This window comes from Hyphomicrobium denitrificans ATCC 51888 (assembly GCF_000143145.1).
GTDB classification, from domain to species: Bacteria; Pseudomonadota; Alphaproteobacteria; order Rhizobiales; family Hyphomicrobiaceae; genus Hyphomicrobium_B; species Hyphomicrobium_B denitrificans.
Genome location: NC_014313.1, coordinates 2,320,526 through 2,339,837 on the forward strand (window position 1 = coordinate 2,320,526; position 19,312 = coordinate 2,339,837).

Here is a 19,312-nt window from a genome sequence, read left to right on the forward strand (position 1 = left end):
TGAACGTCTTCATATTCTCCGCTCTATACTCTCAAGATCGCCGTTGAACTAACGGCATCTTTTGTTTCTTAGCGATTGCCGAAAACAAGCCGAACGAGGCCCGCATGCAAGACGCATCTTCGAAGGTGCTGCAAAATCAAAAGAACGCGAAAATGCAGCAAGGACAGAAACCTCGGCCCAACGCCAATCCCTCCTCGGCGGCGACAACAACTGCTGGGGCTCAGAAGAAAGACGTCTTGCGCAGCTGGCCGGCGATCGCAGGTCTCGTCGCGACGATCGCGGCGATCGCGGCTGGTTACGCTTACTGGCAACATTCCGCGCTTCATCCGTCGACGGACAATGCCTACATCCAGGCCAATATCGTTCCGATCGCTCCGCTCGCATCCGGACTTGTGACCGAGGTCAACGCCAAGGAATTCACCACGGTGAAGACGGGCGACGTTCTGGTTCGGCTTGATCCCGCACCGTTCGAAGCTGCGCTCAAAGCCGCGGACGCGAAGCTGACGCTCGCGCAACAGCAGGCAACCGGTCCAGCGGCGCAGTCGCCTGCAGCCAAAGCCAACGTCGATCAGGCACAGGCTGGCGTCGATCAGGCGCGCCTCGAACTCGATCATGCAACGATCAAAGCGCCGGTTGACGGGATCATCGGCAAGGTCCGCGTGCGGCCGGGATCGATCGCCAAAGCCGGCATGAGCCTTTTCCCTCTCATCGACACGTCGAAATGGTGGGTCGACGCGAACTTCAAGGAGACCGACCTGTCGCGCATCGCGGCGGGCCAGAAAGCCACCGTGACGATCGATCTCTATCCGTCGCATGAATTCAACGGCGAAGCCGTGAGCCCAGCCAGTGGCGCGTCATTCTCGCTTCTGCCGGCGGAGAACTCGACGGGCAACTGGGTGAAAACAACCCAGCGCTTCCCGGTGCGGATCGGACTGACGCCGAAGGCAGGGGATCCGGAGCTTCGGATCGGAGCCTCGGCAGCGGTGACCGTCGACACCACGAGCAAGGGCTCCAGCAGTGGCGCTCAGTGATACCGCTTCTGAGAGCACGGCCAGCAAGGTTCTGACTGCATCGGCCGTACTTCTCGCGGTGCTGATGGTCATTCTCGATATGACCGTCGTCAACGTCGCGTTGCCCCACATGATGGGTGCGCTCGGCGCGACGCCGGATCAGATCACGTGGGTTCTGACATCCTATATCGTTGCCGAAGCCATCGTCATTCCGACGAGCGGCTTCCTCGCCGCGCGCTTCGGACGCAAGCGCGTCATCTTCGTGAGCGTCGCGGGTTTCGTGGTTGCCTCGATGCTTTGCGGCCAGGCGCAGACGCTTGCGCAAATGGTCATCTTCAGGCTGCTGCAAGGCGCGTTCGGTGCGAGCGTCGTCCCTCTTTCGCAAGCCATCATGGTCGACACGTTCGAAGCGCGGAACCGTGGCAAGGCCATGGCTATCTGGGGCATCGGCATTCTGCTCGGCCCGATCATGGGCCCGACGGTCGGCGGTTTCATTACCGATCATCTGGGCTGGCGGTGGGTCTATTACATCAACGTGCCGATCGGCCTCGTCAATCTGGCGATGATCCTCGTGTTTCTGAAGCAGACTCCGAAATCGCGCGCGGTCGCGGATTGGATCGGGGCGCTGCTGCTCGCCGTCGGCGTCGGCAGCCTGCAGATGCTGCTCGATCGCGGCAACGGCGATGACTGGCTGCAATCGAATTTCATCATCGCGCTAATTTTCGTCTCAACGTTCTGCCTCGTCGCGTTCGCGGTCAGAAGCTACAAGCGGTCCGACGCCATTTTGAAGCTCAGCCTTTTGCGCGACCATAATCTCTCGACGGCTACGTTCATGATCATGGCGTTCGGCGTCGGAATGCTCAGCACGATTGCGTTGCAGCCGTTATTCCTCGAGCATCTGCTCGGTTATCCTGCGAGCACGGCGGGCCTTGTGATGGCGCCGCGCGGCATCGCGGTCGCGATGGGCATGGTGTTCGTCGCCACGACCATCAATCGGTTCGAGCCCAGATGGCTCGTGCTCATCGGCCTGACGCTTGCCGCCGCGGGCACGTACGCGACGACGTGGTATAATCTGGATGTCGACGTTTTCTGGATCGCGCCGGGCATCGTGCAAGGCCTAGGAATGGGCATGATCTTCGTGCCCCTTTCCACGCTCGCGTATCAAACGCTGCCGCAAGACGCCACGGACCAGGCGGCTGGCATCTTCAATCTCGCGCGCACGATCGGCGGCTCGATCGGAATCGCCATCGCCGCGACCGTGCTGACGCGTGCCAGCCATTCCAATTGGCAGACCCTCGGCGCCGGGATCGATCCCTATAACCCGGCGCTGGCGCAGTGGCAGGACGCAACGGGGCTTACTGTGCCAGATCCGAGCGCGATGCAGGTTCTGGCGCTGGAACTCAGCCGGCAGGCGACGATGATCGGTTTCCTGGAAGCGTTCGGCTTCGTGACGCTGAGCTTCCTGCTGCTCATCCCGCTCGTACTGCTTCTGAAGAAGCAGGGCGACGCCCCGAGGCGTTCTCCGATTTAAGCGGAGCCGGATGTTTCCGACTCTTGCGAATGCTTCCGACGACCTTCCAACAACGTGCGGATTTCCATTTCGACCTGCGTATGTTCGTACGGCCGCTTGAGGTGCGGGCCTTTCGAGCACAGTTCGCCAGCCTGCTCAGCCGCGCGTTTCGGCGAGCCTGCGAGAATGACGTCGATATTCGGCCGGTTGTCGCGAATCCACCTCGCGACCGCAAAACCGCCGGCGCCGGACTCCAACTCACAATCGGTGAGAACGACGTCAATCTTCAAATCCGTGCGATCTAAAACGGTCAAAGCTTCCGCGCTGCCGGATGCTTCGATCACACGATACCCGCAGTGGCGAAGGTAAGCAGCGATCGGCATGCGGATGAGGATGTCGTCCTCAATCACAAGCACCGTCGCGTCGACATTTGTTAGGTTCGGTTCGCTCACAGGGACACTAACGAGTTTCTTCGTCCGTCTGTTCCGCACGCGGCAGCAACTTTCGTACGCTTGCGATCAGATGCGACGGCATGATGGGCTTGCTCAAAACGGCATCGAAGGCTCGATCCATGCCGGTTTCGATGCTCGCCGAAGCGATCGCGATTTTGACCAATGGTGCGTTGCTGCGCACCCAGTTCGCGAGACCGACTCCGTCCATGCGTCCGGGCATGCGAATGTCCGTCACGATGAGCGCAATGTCAGGCATCGTGTTCAGAACATTCAGGGCCTCGTCGGCGTTGGACGCCTCAACGACAGTAAACCCGGCAAGACGGAGATCATCCGCCATCGCAAGGCGGATCAAAATCTCATCCTCGACCAGGAGTATCCGGAAATTCGGTGAGGCCCCCCTCATTTCTGCAAGAGCCGCGTCCGCCATCTACACCCTCATCCCCATTCCCGGACTTAGCGTTCCAGGTGGGTAGGCGTTCAATGCGTCAAGGTGGGCAAAGGTTCCTCCACCCGCGACGTTATTCAGAAGGCGTTGAAATTTCGGCTGCTTGCCTACGGCGGCTGCGCAGTTTGATCACTACCAGCCGTGGCTTCCGGCTACGGCGCCAAAAACCGTAATCAGCGCAAGCACAAGAAGCACCCAGTGTGCCCTCTCGAGCCAGGAGAAGGCGAATTCCGGCCGCTCGGTTGCCCAGCGCCGGAACCGGCCGTGCAGGATGAACGGCGAAGCGATGAACAGCACAAAGGCAAATAGCAGCCAGACGACGACCATCGCTTGCATCCACCAGAACCCGGCCGACATGAAGCGGTCCCAAATCTCGAGCCGTTCAGCCATATAGAGCCCGGTCAGGCCGACGATCACCACCATCGCGCGGGCCACCCATTTGAAACGGCTTTCGATAGCGCTGAAGGCCTTGACGCGGTCGGGCCCGAGATCGCCACGGCGGACCGCCGGCATGATGATACTAGTTGCCATTGCAACGCCCCCAATCCAAACCACAACAGCAAGGACATGCAGCGCGCGGGCTAAAATCACGTCGTTCATCATGTCACCGCCGTTTACCGGTTCAGCCTACGGGTGCACGCAGGCTAGGTCGTTCCCCGGGTCGTCCATTTGCGTTGGCGCAAAGGGCCTCCCCAGAGCGAGAGGAAGCGGCTAGGGTGGTTTCACAATGAAGCCCGGCCCACAGTTTTCCCGCAACGACTTGTCATCGCTCGTTTTATTCGAGGGACTTTCACCGTCCGTTCTCGACGAGGTGATCGCAGTTACCCGTTGCCGTGCTCTGGCCCGCGATACCCGCATATTCAATCAGGGCGACGGCCACGTCAGAGCGCATCTCCTCGTCGAAGGCAGCGTCCGGATTGCGCAGACGGGCAGCGACGGCGGGCAGATCGTCGTGCGCTTCATCGGGCCTGGCGAAATGTTCGGCACGGTGGCCTTGTTTACCGATGGCAAGTATCCGGCCGACGCCGATACATTAACTGATGCCATCGAGTTCAGCTGGAGCGAAGCCGATCTGCTCAAGCTCATGAGCGCCCATTCGCAGATCGCGATCAACGCGCTCAAAATCGTCGGGAAGCGCATTCAGGAAGCGCAGAACCGGCTGCGCGAACTCGCCACGCAGCCGGTCGAGCGGCGGATTGCCCATACGCTGCTGCGCCTCTCCAAGCAGGCGGGCCGAGATACTCCAGACGGCGTGAAGATCAGTTTTCCGTTACGGCGCAAGGACATCGCCGATATCTGCGGAACGACGCTGTTTTCCGTCAGCCGTGTCCTGACGACTTGGGAAAAGGCCGGCTGGCTTGCGACACGCGATCAACATCTGACGATTGCGAAGATTTCCGAGATCCAGCGCATCGGCGACAACGAGACCGTCTGAGTTGCCTCGCCGTTTGCGGAGCAACAAAGCGAGTCCGTATCGATGCCCCTATCCGTGAGGCAGGGAAGCGGATTTCCCGTCGAAACTCAGAAAGGGACGCACGGTGCAAATGGCGGCGGTCGCAGGCAAAAAAGGCATGACGGTTTGGACGATCGCATTTCGTCCGCTGTTTCTTGCTGCCAGCCTATGGTCGGTGCTGGCTTTGGCTGTTTGGGTCCTCGTTCTGACGCAAGGTCTAGCGTTGCCGAGCCGTTTCGCTCCGATCGACTGGCACGTGCATGAGATGCTGTTCGGATTCATCCCTGCGGCGATCGCGGGATTTCTTTTGACGGCCATTCCGAACTGGACGGGGCGCGCGCCGGTCCGTGGACTGCCGCTGATTGGTCTTGTTACGCTTTGGGTGGCCGGGCGGATCGCCTGTTTTTCGTCGGCTTTGCTGCCCGTCTGGATGGGCGTCGCCGTCGATAGCGTATTTCTGTTGGCGCTCGGACTCGTCGTGACCCGCGAGATCGTGCTGGCCGGAAACTATCGCAATCTCATCATGCCGGTGCCGATCGCCGTACTTCTGATTGCGAACATTCTTACGCATCTCGAAGCTTTGGGTGTTCAGGTTCCGTCAGGCGTCGGACGGCGTCTCGGAATCACGGCGGTGGTGTTCCTGATGTCGGTGATCGCCGGAAGAATTATCCCAGCCTTTACGCGCAACTGGCTGATGATGCGCAAAGCGGAGAAGCTCCCCTCTGCCGCCGGCCGCTTCGACGCCGTTGCCGTCGCGACTTTGGCGCTCGGCCTTTTGGGCTGGGTGTTTTTCCCCGCGTCTATCGCATCGGGGGCCATTCTGCTGGCTGCGGCTGCCCTGAATGGCGTGCGCTTGCTGCGCTGGCGTGGGTTCGCAACCACGGCGGAGCCGCTGCTGGCGATCCTGCACGTGGGCTATTTCTGGATCGTCGTCGGCGCGGCGCTTCTCGGAGCCAGTATCCTTGGCGACCACGTTCCGGAACCGGCGGCCATCCACGCACTGACAGCCGGCGCCATGGGCACGATGGTGCTTGCCGTGATGAGCCGGGTGTCTCTCGGGCACACCGGGCGTATGCTTCACGCGGACGCGATCACGACGACGGCCTATGCCGCGATCACGCTTGCGACGCTGACGCGAATAGCAGCTGCGTGCCTGCCATCTCTCTACGCGCCGCTCATTTCGCTTTCCGGCGTGCTGTGGATCGCGAGCTTCGGAATCTTCGTCGCCTACTATGGCCCGATGCTGTTAGCGCCACGTACAGATAGGCTCCGCTAGGTCGCCGCTCTCATTTCTCGCGCATGAAGCGCACCGCGGCGTTGGCATCCTTGCGGCGGCGGTCGGCGGCTAATACGATCTTGGTGACGTCGCTTCGCTCGTCGAACTCACGCTTTTCCGTGCGCCGTCTGCGCGTCATGAGGAGCGCGGCCGCCGCTCCGAACGCCAAGGCTGCAAAGATCCAAGCTGTCATTTCCGATCTCTCTCCGGTTGACGTCAGAAATGCGTCCGACTCACATGGCGTAGCTGGCGGCAGATTGCCCAGCTCTCGCCTCGCCATCAAGTCTCCTCCGGCCAGCGGCCGACCAAGCCCTTCAGGAACGCCAAATGTCAAAAGCGACCCGCGCGACGGAAATGCTGGACCGCAGCGGCGTCACGTATGCGTTGCAGTCCTACGACTACGATCCCGGCGCGGATCGTATCGGCGTTCAGGCGGCGCTCGCCCTCGGCGTGCCGGCTGCTCAGGTCCTGAAGACTCTCATGATCATGGCCGACAATAAACCGGCGTGTGCAATTCTGCCGTCCGACTGCGAACTCTCGATGAAGAAACTCGCTGCGGCGCTCGGAGCGAAGTCGGCGGAGATGATGAAGCCCACCGATGCGGAGCGCATCACTGGTTTCAAGGTTGGAGGCATCAGCCCGTTCGGGCAAAGGCGCAGCGTTCCGACCGTGATCGAGGAGCAAGCGCTCGCTCTCGAGTCCGTTTTCGTCAACGGCGGCCAGCGCGGGCTTCAGATCAAGCTCGATCCGAAGCAGATCGTCCGGGTTCTTGGTGCCAAGGCGGCATCGCTGATCGCAACGGCGTGAAGCCGATCCGATCAGCGCGCCGACTTCGGCAGATCTTATCTTAGCCGCTGATGCGCGATGCGCACGGGCGCGCAAGCACGACGCATTTCGCTGTGATCAGAGCATTCTTCGCGCAATCCCAGCGCACGTTCGCCGCACGGTCAAAGTTAGCGAAGGCGCGGCCGTACTGGTGCTCCACGGCGGCTTCCCAGTTGTCGACGGCGGCCTGACGCGCACGCGCGCTGCCCTCGCCGAACAATCCCTTGCCCGTTGCAACGCCTTCGAAAACCGGCTTGCACACGCCGCGCTGGTTCCAGCGCGCATCGGCACTGGTCGTCTGAGCCGCCATACCGAGGCCGATGAGCAGTGCAACACACAAATGTCGATACATGAATAGGATACTCCCCGTTTTACATATTGGGCGGATAGCTCCATGCCCAGGTTGCGGTGTCAATTTGAGAATGCTCGCGCGCGCAAGAATTTCGTGAATTGCGGCGTACGGGTCACCGTTGGGCCGGTAGGCCGGAGCGAGAAAACGCGGCAGCCGAAAAAGGGCGAATGCGATGCACGCGCCCTAACCTATGGCTTGATCACGCCGAGAAATTTTCCTTGCGCGCTCAGGCGGCTCGCGGCGGTTCGGGATCATCGTCAGCCGGCGCCGATCGAGCAGCTTTTCTCCGATCGGCAAACGCGACGATGCTCGCAGCGGCGCCTGGCTGTTCGACCGCGATGACCGTCAGCGTATGCTGTTTGCCATCGCGGGCGGTCCAGGTGATCGACTGACCGGCAGCGAGGCCAATGAGCGCCACGCCAATTGGCGTCAGGACAGAAATTTTATCCTGCGAAATGTCGGCTTCCCCCGGGAAGACAAGCTTCACACGCCGCTGCTGCGCGGAATCCGTGCGGAACTCTACGATCGAGTCCATGCGCACGACGTTGGCGGGAACCGATGCCGCCTGCACGACCTCAGCTCGGCCCATCTCGATTTCAAGCTCTTGGGCAACCTCCGGAAACCGGTCGGTAGCGCCGAGCGCGAGATCGGTCAGCCGCTTGAAATCCGTGTCGCTGACGACAATACGAGGCTTCGCGGCGCCTTCATTTGATTGGACCATGCGTCCTATCTTTCCTGAAATGACATGCGGATAATCCAGCGCAGATGCTGCGCCGGACAGGTCACATCGATGTTTTTTTTGGGATGCCTCGGGAGAGGCTGCGCTCCGCTCGGGCTAAGCACGTACCCCTAGGCTCGGGGCGCGCACGGCCGAGCACCAGGGGCTACGCTTCCGCGAGCCGGTGAATCCGAAGAAATGTGGCGCGAACCTTGGACATGCCGATAAATTGGGCGCTTGTTGAAATTTGTCAAGCCGGGGGGACGGAGCAAGCTCCGCCGATCAGGTTCGTCAGGCGATGGCACATGATGAGGCCGCGGAGACCGATTGGCCTGCGTCGGAAGCCTGGCCATATAAATTCTTCGCGCGGCTGACCTTACCGGACTTATCCGGCAGGATCCTGTCGACCAGCTCAACGTCGAGCTTGATGATATCGGCGATACCTTCGCTCGCAAGCGACTGATGCACGTAGGCGCGCAATCGCTCCGCCGACAACTCTTTGCCGGCCTGGGCGGCAGCGCGCAGAACGAAGGTATTGACCCCGGTCTGAAGGATCTGGTGCTCGGCGAGATTGGTTTCGTTATCGAGCGCCGCGAGGAAAACGTAGATCGGCAAATCGCGGCTTTGTCCGTTGACCTCGATCCAGAGCTGATCCTTCGCGCGGCCGCCAACGGACTCGATCAGCGGCAAAAGATTTCCGCATGGGCATGGGCTCTCGCTCATCGTGACGATGTCGTCGATCTCGTAACGAATGATCGGCTGCACGAGGTTGTAGAGATTGGTCAGCAGAACCTTGCTGCCCGGCGTGCCTTTGGGCACCGGACGATTGTCCGCATCGACGACTTCGAGGATTGCGAGGTCGCTGTTGAGATGGCTGCCGCGGCAGACAGGACAGCCGCAACTGAGCGCCATGCATTCCGCCATGCTGTAGCTGTTCGTGACATGCACGCCGAAAGCGGTTTCGATGCGTTCGGCGACGGCCGGAGGCAGCGGCTCGCTCATGCTGTTCATCTGCTCGAGCTTGCCGCCTTCGCGAAGCTTCAGCCGTCCCGCTTCCTGCTCGCGCGCGAGATATTCCAGCGAACTCGTATAACCCGTGATGAAGGTCGGCTGGAAATCGTTCAGCCGCTGCACGATCTCCTCGATCGGATCGAAGACGGACATGCGCTGCAGCTTGATATAGGGCGTGGCGACGCGCGGGAAATAATTGAAGAACGTGCTGCTCGGATAGAATCCCGGCCGTTGCGTGATGATGACCATGCGCGCCGGATTTACGAGTCGCCCGATGTGCGGCAGGAATCTGCGTTTGATCTTGTTGCCACGAGCGAACTGCGCCGCAAAGCTCGTGATGATCGCGTGCTTGTCCTGGACGACCAGCGCCGGCTGACCCTGACTGCCTGATGTGTGACAGAGCGCATATTTGCCTTTGAAGTATACGCCGAGATTGGCGTGATCGGCCATGAAGGCTTCGAGGTCCGCACGGCGAAGCGACCTGTCAGTAAAGACGTCATCGAGATTGGCCATCATCTCGGGTTTGCTGAGAGTCGGCAGATCTTCGATCCGGCAGGTTTCGAGGTCTCGGCCTTGCAGCCGCCGCCGATGGAAAGGCGAATTTGCATTGGCGTAACGGAGAACGCGGCGGAACCTCTGCTCTCTCAATTCCAGCGTCCGGTCGACATCGCCAGTGCGAGGCGGGATGAGCTTGTGCAGCGTCGTGCTGAGTTCCAGCAATTCGGAGGCCGCAGTCAAAACGCCCATCAGGAAAACCTCTCAATCGGACTGAACTTATCGATACTACGACCTGGCACGGCGGTCTTGCGGCGAACGCGCCGGGGACAGACATACCTGCATTGAATTTGTGCGTGATTGCTCCAATTGAGTGAATTGCCGTGTTGCGGCCCGCGCCTAACCCCACGCATTCCGCCACCCGCAAGTTCCTGAGCAACGATGTTTTTTTCCAAACGCACGGCACCGGAAGGCTGACATTGCGCAGCGTATTTCGCGGACGAAGGCCCCCGCCCCGCGATGCATGTGCGCAATACGTTCGCGCCATTAATTTTGGCACGGGGTGCGAGGGGGAACTCCACCGGCCTGCCGACGTTTGAAACGCCTGCTTGCCAGTTTGAGGCGATCTGAGCTCCGACAATGCACAAGCTACTGAAGCATCAGCTAAACACGGACGAGAACGACGGTTCGGACGGCTATTTTCTGCTCATCGTGCTGATCTCCGCGTTTTTGCTTTCCACAGTCGCCATTATGATCGGATTGGGATTTGCGCTGATCGCTTGACGACAGGAAATGCGCCGGTATTGACACTCGCCGGATCGGCCTTTGTGCCCAAGCTGATAAATGGATTTGAGAGCCAATGACATCGTTGGTTCAAAACGCGCAGGCTTTTTCGGCTCGCAAGCACGGGCATCAGACCCGGAAACACGATTCCCTTCCCTACACGGTGCATATCGAGGGCGTCGTTGAGATTTTGCGGAGTCATGAGATTGCGCAGCCGGTCATCATTGCAGCCGCGTATCTGCACGATACGGTCGAGAAAACCGATACCAGCATAGGCGAGATTATCGACTGCTTCGGCACCGACGTGGCGCGGCTCGTCTATTGGCTGACTGATGACGATCACGGCACACGGAAGGTCCGCAAACTCATGTCGGCGTGGCGGCTTGCGCGCGCGCCGTGGGAGGCGAAGCTCATCAAGCTTGCCGATCTCATCGATAACACGCGCTACATCGTGGCGTACGACGCCGATTCCGCACCTGCGTACATTCTCGAAAAGAAGCAGACGCTGCAGATGATGGCCGATGAAGAGGGCGACCGGATCATGCGGCTTCCGCTGTTTCGGGAAGCGATGCAAGACGTTCCGTCAAGCCAACAACAGAGCATGGAATCCTAGGTGGGAAGACGGCTTTATTGCGCCGCGATCCAAGCCTTACGATCATGAAAATGCCGAGTTGCACAAATGTCGATCATATCCAACAGAGGTTTAAAGGCGGTTGAATTCGGAAGTCCTAGACGACTAACATTCACTGTTTTTCGGCTCCACACTGCACCCTTTCTCAGATGAAGAAACTTCTTCGAACCACGCTGCTGGCAAAAATTTCGGCGCCCATGGCGGCTGGCCTCATCCGGACTGTCAAAGCAACATCTCGAACCGTCCACGAGCCGCCCGATCTCATCGAACGCCTGCGTGCGCAAGTGCCGTTCATCATGGCGATGTGGCACGGCCAGTTCATGATGCTCGCGGATCTCAATACGCGCGAATTCAATGTGTCCGCGATGGTCGCGCGACATGGCGATGCGGAGATCATGGCGCACGTTCTCGAAAAATTCGGCATCTCCGCCATTCGGGGCGCCGGAGCGGGACGGAGGAAGAAGAACCGCGGCGGTGTCTATGCTCTGAGAGCCGCTCATCACGCTCTGGAACAGGGAACGATCGTCGCCATGACGGCCGACGTTCCTGCATCCAAGCCGCGCGTTGCTGGAGACGGCATTGTCACGCTCGCGCGTCTTTCCGGCCGGCCTATCATCGCAGTGGCGGCGGCGACGTCGCGTTACGCCGTGCTCAATACGTGGAGCAAGATGACGGTGAACATGCCGTTTTCGAAGCTTGCTGTGGTTGGCGGCGACCCGATTTTCGTCGCGGCCGATGCGGATGACGCGGCGATGGAGAACGCGCGTCTGGCTGTCGAAAATTCGCTGAATGCGGTTACGGCGCGCGCCTACGCACTGGCGAAGCAGTCAGATCAGCAGGCGAGCGATGTGCCTTTGGCTCTGTGAACGCGTTCCGCGTGTGCGCTTATCGCTACTCTGCCGCAATCGCGTAAGTGGCTCTCGCCTGCTCAGACTGGCGCAGACGGATTTCCTCGGCTCCGATGTAGTCGCGCGTGCGCGGAACCGTGTCGAGTTTTCGCGCCAGCTGGATTTGAAACACCATCAGTCCGCCATAGCGGAACCCTGCCTCTGCGGATGCGAGATAGAACTCCCACATGCGACAGAACCGGTCGCCGAGTACGGCTTCCGCCTCCTTACGATGGCCGAGGAAGCGGCTACGCCACGCGGCCAGCGTGTCGGCATAGTGCAGGCGCAGGATCTCTATGTCCGTCACGATCAGTCCCGACATTTCGATCGAGGGTAGGACTTCGGCCAGCGACGGCACGTGACTTCCCGGAAAAATGTATCTCTCGAACCACGGGTTCGTCGGGCTCTTGCCATCCAGGCGGCCGATCGAATGCAGAAGCGCGACGCCGTCGTCCTTCAAACTGCGCCGCACGACATTGAAAAACGTGTCGTAATCGCGTGCGCCGACATGCTCGAACATACCGACGGAAACGACGCGATCGAACGTCTGCTCGAGCGCGCGGTAATCCTGCAAACGGAAATGGACGTGGTCGGTGAGTTTTCGTTCGTTCGCGCGCCGCTCGGCGACCTTGAGTTGCTCGGGGGAAAGCGTCAGCCCCGTGACGTCCGCTCCGCATACGTCGGACAGGTAGATCGCCAAGCCGCCCCAGCCGCTGCCGATATCGAGGACCGACGCGCCTTCCGAAACGAGGAGCTTCGCAGCAATGTGACGCTTCTTTGCGAGCTGTGCTTCTTCGAGGCTTTCCTTTTCGGAGGCGAAGTAGGCGCACGAATACTGCCGGTCGGAATCGAGGAACAGCGAATAAATGCGATCGTCGATGTCGTAATGATGATGGACGTTGTGGCGCGCAAGCTTCTCGGAGTTGCGGTGGCGCCAGCCATCGAACGCCGTGCGGAGCGCATGGCGAATTCGTCCCATCTGCGGCGGCGACAACGTATCGAGGTTATGTCCCAGAAGCTCGAGAACGTCATAAATGGAGCCGCCGGAAACGAGCAGTCGACCATCCGTATAAAGCTCGCCGAAAGCCAGCTCCGGATTGAGGAACAGCTCTCGCCCGGCGCGTTGATCCGTCAATGTCAGCGTCAACGGAGTACCGGAGCCGTCACCGGCTTGCAGCCGTTCGCCGTTCGGCAAGACAAGGGTCAATGACCCGTGCTGAACACAGCTGTTGATTAGAGATTGAAGTGCGAGCCTCATGTCGATCGCCTCAGCATTCAATGCTGCGTCGCGATTTGAACCTTGCGCGGCGTCAGCAGGTTCCACGGCGTCTCGGGTCGAGGAACCTAGCGCCTCTCATGCTGTTGTCCAAGTCTAATAGTTCGGTATTCGCGAGCCTCGGCTCAATGGTAAAGCGGCGATAATGATGAAAAAAGCTGCCCAGAAACGTTCGCCAGAAGCCTGGCACCGGTCGGCGCGCAGCCAACCAAGCTCTGGTCGGCGGACGTGACGCGCAACAGCGACGCGCTGGATTTGGAAGACAGCGTATTCAATAAGCGCAGGCCCGAGGACATCGCGAGGTCGCTGAAGCGCTCTGCTTTGCGAAGCCGGCGTCGCAAGGGCACGCCTTTCCAGTCGGCGATGTCGATGCTGACGTTCTACATCAATCGTGCCGGCAAGAACCTGCCTCAGAGCCGCCGCCATACCTTGGATCGCGCGAAGGACGAGTTGCGAAAAGTTTTCCGCCGTCCGGCTTAGAACTCTAAGCCAATATGTCGAACGCAGAGACGACCGTCACGATTTCGGCAGTGCGATCCGGTGGCTCGCGCCAGCGCCGTGCGCGGTTTTTTCCCAATGAAACGGCCTGAAAATCAGGTCGATGACGGCGCGATAGGCGGCCCACGATATCGCGAGCCAATAAATCGGCAACCATATGGCGGCCCAAAGCCCGGAAATCGAACCGCGCGCCGTAACGATCGTCAGAAGCCATGCGGCGCCATATCCGATCATCAAGTGCGCGCTGAATATCCATTGCAAAGCCGCACCGGCAGGCATCAGGGCTGCGCCGCTCATCGCTTTGTTCACAATCAGAACGTAAAACCAGGGATGCACGAGGATCGACAGGATCATTCCGCCGATCATGATCTGGAAGCCGATGAACTGCCAAGTTCCGAGATCGCGCCAGAGCCTCAAAGGATGGCGCATGTGCACCAGATACGTCTGTATCCAGCCTTTGATCCAGCGCGTGCGCTGACCGCACCACGTCCGCCATTCCGTGGGCGCCTCTTCCGAAGTTTCCGATCTGATGACGGCAACATCGTAGCCCAGCCGCGCAATGCGAATGCCGAGGTCGGCATCTTCGGTGACATTGAACGGGTCCCAGCCGCCGCATTTCCGGAGAAGGTCGCGGCGAAAGTGATTGGACGTGCCGCCCAGCGGGATCGGCAGCTTCAGGAAGGCGAGCGCTGGTAACAGGCCGCTGAACAACGCCTTGTATTCGAGTGCGAACTGCCGGCTGAAGAATGATTGCTTGGCATTATAAATCGTAAGCTGCGCTTGCACGCAGGCGAGGCGCGGTCCTCCAGCGACGAAGGCGGCAGCGGCGCGCCGAAGCTGATCGCGGTCGGGAATGTCCTCGGCGTCATACACGGCTACGAGAATTCCGCCGGCTTCCTGCAGCGCGAAATTCAGCGCACGCGGCTTGGTCTGCGGATGCCCGGCGGGCACCGTCAGGACGCGCATGTTTTGGGCGAGATTGCTCTGGAGCAGCGCCTGCCGGGTCGGCTGATCGTGCTCTTCCGTTATAAAAAGAATTTCGACGCGATCGGGCGGGTAATCGATACGGCGCATCGCGGCGACGAGACCCGGTACGACCGCTTCTTCCTTGTACACCGGCACCAGCACGGAAAACGTCGGAAGACGGGCGTCGAAGCGGCGATCATCGAGCGGCCCGCGCCAGTGTTTCGGCTGCCGCCTGACAACGTACCAGACGGCGACCAGCCGGACCGTCGCTATCATGAGAAACGGAAGCGCGAGTACGACCCACCACAGGATCAGAGCCTGTTCGTCGACCAGTATCAGCGCGGCCGTAAAGATCGCCGGAATGGCGAGCATTACTGTTTGCTGCCAAACCGGAAACGGAGTCGCGGCGGAGAAATCCGGGGTGCGTCGGCGCAGATCGTTGACCGCGCGGTCGAGCCGCCGGATCACGCGCAAAAAAGATTCCCAAGGCACCGGCGTCGGAGGAGACGCAGATGGCGGCTTTTGCCGTCGCCGTAGCGCCGACCGCGGCTTATCGTTCCCCACCGTTGACATGCATGCCCCCGAGCCGACGGCGGGTTCCGACGTTCGGCCGCGCGGGAGTATATGCTCTAGTTTAGAACCAGCAACGGGACTAAGACTGCGAATCTCATTTTCGTCGAAAAACCTTCCGTATACTGCGGTGCATATGAAAACCGGATCGCGCATTCCTCGACTGTTCGGCGCTGCGCTCGTCGTGGCGCTTGCCAGCTCGGCAGGCTGGGCCGTCGCTCAAAATGCAAAGACACTCCCATCGCTCAGCGATACCCGGGTTGCGCCGCAGCAGACCGAGGCCGCATCCAGACGCGTCGTTATCCGCTTCCTGACCGACAGCGATTTCCCGCCGTTCGATTTCTACGACGAAGACGGTGTTCTGATCGGTTTCAATGTCGATCTCGCGCGGGCGATCTGTCTCGAGCTCAACACGTCGTGCGATATCAAGGCCCGGCCGTGGGACGAGTTGTTCGGTGGGCTAAAGAACGGCGAAGCGGATGCTGTCATCGCCGCTCACAGAGTAACGCCGGCCGCGCTCAAAGACGTGGAATTCACCGACCGTTATTTCCATACGCCGGGCCGGTTCGCGGGCCGGAAAGATTCGCCCAAGGTCGAGATGACGCCGAGCGGCCTCGACGGCCAGCGTATCGCGGTGGCGCGCGGCACGGCGCACGAGGCGTACCTCAAGGCGTTTTTCCGCGACAGCCCGCTCGTCGTTTTCGAGAATGCCGACCTTGCGCGCGAAGCGCTGGCGGGGGGCAAGGCCGACTTTATCTTCGACGACGGGATATCGCTCGCCTTCTGGTTAAACGGCACGCTTTCGCGCCAGTGCTGCGAAATGCGCGGCGGGCCCTATCTCGAGCCGAAGTTTTTCGGCGACGGGCTGGCTATTGCCGTTCCCAAAAACGATCCCCAGATCAGGCTCCTGCTCAACAAAGGTCTGGACCGGGTGCGGGCTTCCGGCCGGTTCGAGGAGCTTGTGCAACGATATTTTCCAGTCAGAATTTATTGATCTTAAGCGTTGCGTGACGCTGGTATCGGAAAAGCAACCAAATTCGATGCTCTGCCTCAATCTTATCCGTCTGCAGGCTAGTATAGGCGGTGATGCTCCGTAGCTTTGCCGCCGCAGTCATAGGTCTTGGCTTCCTCGCAACGCTGCTGGCGCTGCCTCCGGATGCCGCCGACGCGCGATCGTATCGCAGCCACGTCTCGGCGAAGAAGAAAACGTATTGGGCACGCAACAAGGCCCGGCATCGCGCCGCCATACGAGCCCGCCGCAACGCGGTTCCAGCCGTTGCAAAACAAGCCGCCACGCCCCCCGGTCAACCACTGCCCCCGAAGCGGCCTCTGAAACTTCTGACGCGCGCCGATATTCTCGGATCAGATCCGGCCCGGCTCGAACGTCTCGGACGGCGCATCATCGTCGGGTTTCAACGCTTCGACGAAGTGCGGCCGCTGGTCGAGAAGGGCGGCATCGCCGGCATTTTCATCACCGATCATAACGTTCGCGGCCGCAAGGCCGACGACGTCGCGAAGGACATTCAGAGCCTTCAGGACATTCGCAAAGCGCAAGGACTGCCCCGTCTGATCGTCGCCGCCGACCAGGAAGGCGGATACGTGTCGCGCCTGTCGCCGCCGTTGAAGCAGCAGCCATCGCTCGGCACGCTCGTCGCCAGGCTGAAAAACGACGAAGACCGCGAGAAGGCCGTCCGCGCCTATGCCGAGGTGCAAGCGCAGGGGCTCGAGCGGCTCGGCGTCACGATGAACTTCGGCCCCGTCGTCGACCTCCGACTTGGAACGTCACGCCGCAACGACGGCGAAACGCAGCTGTTCTGGCGCGCCATCGACAGCAACCCGTATCTCGTCGCCAAAGTCGCGGGCTGGTATTGCGACACGCTGACGAAATTCGACATCATTTGCACGCTGAAGCATTTCCCGGGTTTGGGGCGTGTGGCGCGCGATACGCATGTCGTGACGGGGGAAATCTCGGCGACCACCGCGCAGCTCGAACTCAGCGACTGGCTTCCCTTCCGCCGTCTCATGGGCAAGCCCGGCATCGCAACAATGATTGGGCATGTGCGCGTCACGGCGGCCGACAAGGAAACGCCCGCGTCCTATTCGGGCGAAGTCATCAACTCGTTCATCCGGGCACGCACGGAGGGCGATGTCCTTCTGATCACCGACGACCTCGGCATGGGCGCCGTGACGCGCTCGAAGGACGGGCTCGGCGGCGCGGCGGTCAAATCCGTCAACGCGGGCGTCGACTTGCTGCTGCTTTCCGACGCCGCGCTCTACTACGATACCGTCATGTCGGCGTTGATCGAAGCCGACAGCAACAATGAAATCGATCAGGCGCGGCAGATCCAGGCGCGCGAACGGCTTTCGAAATATGTTTTCGTGGACGATTCCCCGCCGCATGCCGCGCCTCCGCAGCATGCGCAGCAGGAACCGCCTCACACGCCTCCGGCGAATTGACCTCTATCTTTCCCTCGCCTGTTTCGTGGGGAACAGCGGCGGAACGGCGATGGTGCAAGACTTGCTCCGCGCGGGCTCCGACATGCGCTCGCAAAGGAGAGCCGCCATGCTCGATGTCATCCATGTATTTCTGCTGCAGAGCGCCGTCATCGTCCCCGTGCTGATGCTGCTCAGCATTGGCGCGTGGGTCATTCTGCGCAAGTTGCGGCTGATGCGCCTCGACGAACCGTTCGATGCCGCCGACATGCGCACCTGGCCGCTGGCCTACGCGATGGCCGATGCGGCTATCTTCGCGCTGGTGTTTTCAGCGATCGTCGCGACCTTGGGAGACGGGCAGCTCAACGTGGCGCTGGCGGGCGGCGGCGGCGCGCTCGTGGCGCTCGGCGCGGTTCCGCTTCTCACCGCCAAGTGCAGACGCTGAGGTGATCCGGCTTCGGCCTCGATGTCCGCCAAAAATCCGACAGGACAACGGTCTTCATTGGCAGCCGGTCTGGAAACGCGTCCAGCCCAGCTCCAGATTGGGGACATGACGTTTCTGATGACAAGATTTCTATCGCGGCGGCAAGCATTGGGGACGGTTCTCGCCGCTCCGGCGACGGCCGTTCTCACCGGCGCCGCGCACGCGGATCAGACGACGCTGGCGGCGGCAGATCAACCGCCCGGCCAATGCCGCTTGTATCCACAGGCCGTCGAAGGGCCGTTCTATTTCGATCCGAAGCTCGTGCGATCCGATATTTCCGACGGGCGGCCGGGCATGCCGTTGCGTCTTGAATTGCGCATCATCGAGACGGCCACATGCGCGGCCATTCCGAACGCTCGCGTCGACGTCTGGCACGCCGATGCGGAAGGCCTCTATTCCGGCTACGCGGGCCAAGGCGCCGGCCGCAGCGTCTCCACGAAAGGCGAGCGCTTCCTGCGCGGCACGCAGATGACCGACGCAGACGGCGTTGTCAGATTTCAATCGGTCTATCCGGGCTGGTATCCGGGGCGCACGCCGCACATCCACGTCAAGCTTTTCGTCGGCGAGAAACGGGTCGCGACGGCGCAAGTGTATTTTCCGGACGAGTTCAGCGCCCGCATCTATACGACGTACGAGCCCTACAAATTGCGGTCCATCGCCGACACGACCAATGACGAGGACCGCATTTTTCGCGGCGGCGAGCGCGACGGCGGCGGCACCGTGCTGGCGGTCAATCAGGATGGCGAAACGGTCGTCGCGGCGCTTTTGATCGGCGTCGACCGGACGGGCCAAGCCGCCGAGCACGCCGAACGCGGAATATTCCGGCGCATGCTCGGCTTATGATCCGGATCGCTACCGACGATCAAGCCGGCGGCGTCTTGACTTGCGTCCGGCCGCGTGGCGATTGGATTATCGAATTTGGATTTGGAACGGCGCGGAGACCTCAACGATGGATACGAAATCGCTCATCATCGGCGTGCTTCTGGTCGCCGTCGGCGTGCTGAGCTATCTGCTCTACGACGCCAACCAGACGAAAGTGAAGATTGATCTTCCCGGAGTGAAGATCGAGGGGCGGTGAGCGGCGCTGCCGAGGTGCGTTATTGCATTGAATGATGCGCGCTGCTTGCACACGACCGTCATCCTCGAACGGGCGAGCCTGTGAGGCTGTTCGGGGATCCCGCATTACAATTGCCGAAGGCTCAATATTGCGTCTGCGACGCGCTTTGCGCTGGATCCC

The 19,312-nt window shown here is 60.8% G+C and carries 23 protein-coding genes; 14 read left to right on the plus strand and 9 right to left on the minus strand.

Going from position 1 to position 19,312, the window contains the following annotated elements; translation table 11 throughout:
* The first annotated feature begins 104 nt into the window (after positions 1-104).
* Both HDEN_RS11180 and HDEN_RS11185 read left to right on the plus strand, forming a co-directional pair.
* Positions 105-1,031, plus strand: a complete 927-nt coding sequence (locus HDEN_RS11180; RefSeq protein ID WP_013216225.1) for an HlyD family secretion protein — start codon at positions 105-107, stop codon at positions 1,029-1,031.
* Complete coding sequence (locus tag HDEN_RS11185; protein WP_013216226.1) at positions 1,018-2,541, plus strand: DHA2 family efflux MFS transporter permease subunit; 1,524 nt, start codon at positions 1,018-1,020, stop codon at positions 2,539-2,541. Before HDEN_RS11180 ends, HDEN_RS11185 begins: the two co-directional genes overlap by 14 nt.
* Here HDEN_RS11185 and HDEN_RS11190 read toward each other — a convergent pair.
* The 3 genes from HDEN_RS11190 to HDEN_RS11200 all read right to left on the minus strand — a co-directional run bounded on the left by HDEN_RS11190 (position 2,538) and on the right by HDEN_RS11200 (position 4,017).
* Positions 2,538-2,972 (minus strand): response regulator, encoded by a 435-nt coding sequence (locus tag HDEN_RS11190; protein WP_013216227.1) that lies wholly within the window; start codon positions 2,970-2,972, stop codon positions 2,538-2,540. The genes HDEN_RS11185 and HDEN_RS11190 overlap by 4 nt on opposite strands.
* A 7-nt stretch (positions 2,973-2,979) precedes the next feature.
* A complete protein-coding gene (locus HDEN_RS11195; protein ID WP_013216228.1) occupies positions 2,980-3,399 on the minus strand; it encodes a response regulator in 420 nt (139 codons plus the stop codon).
* A gap of 150 nt (positions 3,400-3,549) precedes the next feature.
* The gene (locus tag HDEN_RS11200; RefSeq protein WP_013216229.1) at positions 3,550-4,017 is read right to left on the minus strand and encodes a membrane protein; all 468 of its coding nucleotides are present in this window, start codon (positions 4,015-4,017) and stop codon (positions 3,550-3,552) included.
* A gap of 127 nt (positions 4,018-4,144) precedes the next feature.
* Here HDEN_RS11200 and HDEN_RS11205 point away from each other — a divergent pair, with 127 nt between their 5' ends.
* Both HDEN_RS11205 and HDEN_RS11210 read left to right on the plus strand, forming a co-directional pair.
* Positions 4,145-4,852 (plus strand): Crp/Fnr family transcriptional regulator, encoded by a 708-nt coding sequence (locus HDEN_RS11205; RefSeq protein ID WP_013216230.1) that lies wholly within the window; start codon positions 4,145-4,147, stop codon positions 4,850-4,852.
* A 109-nt stretch (positions 4,853-4,961) separates the two neighbouring features.
* A complete protein-coding gene (locus HDEN_RS11210) occupies positions 4,962-6,146 on the plus strand; it encodes an NnrS family protein (RefSeq protein ID WP_013216231.1) in 1,185 nt (394 codons plus the stop codon).
* 10 nt (positions 6,147-6,156) lie between these two features.
* On the opposite strand, the gene HDEN_RS11215 is transcribed toward HDEN_RS11210, so the two are convergent.
* A complete protein-coding gene (locus HDEN_RS11215) occupies positions 6,157-6,339 on the minus strand; it encodes a hypothetical protein (protein ID WP_041921645.1) in 183 nt (60 codons plus the stop codon).
* A 134-nt stretch (positions 6,340-6,473) separates the two neighbouring features.
* Here HDEN_RS11215 and ybaK point away from each other — a divergent pair, with 134 nt between their 5' ends.
* On the plus strand, positions 6,474-6,953 hold the full coding sequence (ybaK, locus tag HDEN_RS11220; protein WP_013216233.1) for a Cys-tRNA(Pro) deacylase: 480 nt from the start codon (positions 6,474-6,476) through the stop codon (positions 6,951-6,953).
* Between the two features lie 40 nt (positions 6,954-6,993).
* On the opposite strand, the gene HDEN_RS11225 is transcribed toward ybaK, so the two are convergent.
* The 3 genes from HDEN_RS11225 to HDEN_RS11235 form a co-directional block, all read right to left on the minus strand.
* Positions 6,994-7,323 (minus strand): hypothetical protein, encoded by a 330-nt coding sequence (locus tag HDEN_RS11225; protein ID WP_013216234.1) that lies wholly within the window; start codon positions 7,321-7,323, stop codon positions 6,994-6,996.
* A 226-nt stretch (positions 7,324-7,549) separates the two neighbouring features.
* Positions 7,550-8,044: a nucleoside diphosphate kinase regulator gene (rnk, locus tag HDEN_RS11230; protein WP_013216235.1), complete on the minus strand. Its 495-nt coding sequence runs from the start codon at positions 8,042-8,044 to the stop codon at positions 7,550-7,552.
* A 288-nt stretch (positions 8,045-8,332) separates the two neighbouring features.
* A complete protein-coding gene (locus tag HDEN_RS11235) occupies positions 8,333-9,799 on the minus strand; it encodes a phenylacetate--CoA ligase family protein (RefSeq protein ID WP_013216236.1) in 1,467 nt (488 codons plus the stop codon).
* Positions 9,800-10,186: 387 nt separating this feature from the next.
* Between HDEN_RS11235 and HDEN_RS18380 the strand changes: the two genes are divergently transcribed.
* The 3 genes from HDEN_RS18380 to HDEN_RS11245 all read left to right on the plus strand — a co-directional run bounded on the left by HDEN_RS18380 (position 10,187) and on the right by HDEN_RS11245 (position 11,827).
* Entirely contained in the window at positions 10,187-10,330 is a 144-nt protein-coding gene (locus HDEN_RS18380; protein ID WP_013216237.1) for a hypothetical protein, read from the plus strand.
* Positions 10,331-10,406: 76 nt separating this feature from the next.
* The gene (locus HDEN_RS11240) at positions 10,407-10,943 is read left to right on the plus strand and encodes an HD domain-containing protein (protein WP_013216238.1); all 537 of its coding nucleotides are present in this window, start codon (positions 10,407-10,409) and stop codon (positions 10,941-10,943) included.
* 167 nt (positions 10,944-11,110) lie between these two features.
* Positions 11,111-11,827: a lysophospholipid acyltransferase family protein gene (locus HDEN_RS11245; RefSeq protein ID WP_013216239.1), complete on the plus strand. Its 717-nt coding sequence runs from the start codon at positions 11,111-11,113 to the stop codon at positions 11,825-11,827.
* A 25-nt stretch (positions 11,828-11,852) separates the two neighbouring features.
* On the opposite strand, the gene HDEN_RS11250 is transcribed toward HDEN_RS11245, so the two are convergent.
* Positions 11,853-13,106: an SAM-dependent methyltransferase gene (locus HDEN_RS11250; protein ID WP_013216240.1), complete on the minus strand. Its 1,254-nt coding sequence runs from the start codon at positions 13,104-13,106 to the stop codon at positions 11,853-11,855.
* Between the two features lie 201 nt (positions 13,107-13,307).
* Here HDEN_RS11250 and HDEN_RS11255 point away from each other — a divergent pair, with 201 nt between their 5' ends.
* Positions 13,308-13,604 (plus strand): DUF3175 domain-containing protein, encoded by a 297-nt coding sequence (locus tag HDEN_RS11255; protein ID WP_150103247.1) that lies wholly within the window; start codon positions 13,308-13,310, stop codon positions 13,602-13,604.
* Between the two features lie 36 nt (positions 13,605-13,640).
* On the opposite strand, the gene HDEN_RS11260 is transcribed toward HDEN_RS11255, so the two are convergent.
* Positions 13,641-14,960: a glycosyltransferase gene (locus tag HDEN_RS11260; protein WP_245256624.1), complete on the minus strand. Its 1,320-nt coding sequence runs from the start codon at positions 14,958-14,960 to the stop codon at positions 13,641-13,643.
* Here HDEN_RS11260 and HDEN_RS11265 point away from each other — a divergent pair.
* The 5 genes from HDEN_RS11265 to HDEN_RS18575 all read left to right on the plus strand — a co-directional run bounded on the left by HDEN_RS11265 (position 14,950) and on the right by HDEN_RS18575 (position 19,153).
* A complete protein-coding gene (locus HDEN_RS11265) occupies positions 14,950-16,152 on the plus strand; it encodes an ABC transporter substrate-binding protein (RefSeq protein WP_245256625.1) in 1,203 nt (400 codons plus the stop codon). The genes HDEN_RS11260 and HDEN_RS11265 overlap by 11 nt on opposite strands.
* Before the next feature lie 92 nt (positions 16,153-16,244).
* Entirely contained in the window at positions 16,245-17,615 is a 1,371-nt protein-coding gene (locus HDEN_RS11270; RefSeq protein WP_013216243.1) for a glycoside hydrolase family 3 N-terminal domain-containing protein, read from the plus strand.
* A 106-nt stretch (positions 17,616-17,721) separates the two neighbouring features.
* Positions 17,722-18,036 (plus strand): hypothetical protein, encoded by a 315-nt coding sequence (locus HDEN_RS11275; RefSeq protein WP_013216244.1) that lies wholly within the window; start codon positions 17,722-17,724, stop codon positions 18,034-18,036.
* A 105-nt stretch (positions 18,037-18,141) separates the two neighbouring features.
* On the plus strand, positions 18,142-18,918 hold the full coding sequence (locus tag HDEN_RS11280; RefSeq protein WP_245256626.1) for an intradiol ring-cleavage dioxygenase: 777 nt from the start codon (positions 18,142-18,144) through the stop codon (positions 18,916-18,918).
* Positions 18,919-19,024: 106 nt separating this feature from the next.
* Positions 19,025-19,153, plus strand: a complete 129-nt coding sequence (locus tag HDEN_RS18575) for a hypothetical protein (RefSeq protein ID WP_013216246.1) — start codon at positions 19,025-19,027, stop codon at positions 19,151-19,153.
* The last annotated feature ends 159 nt before the right edge of the window (positions 19,154-19,312 follow it).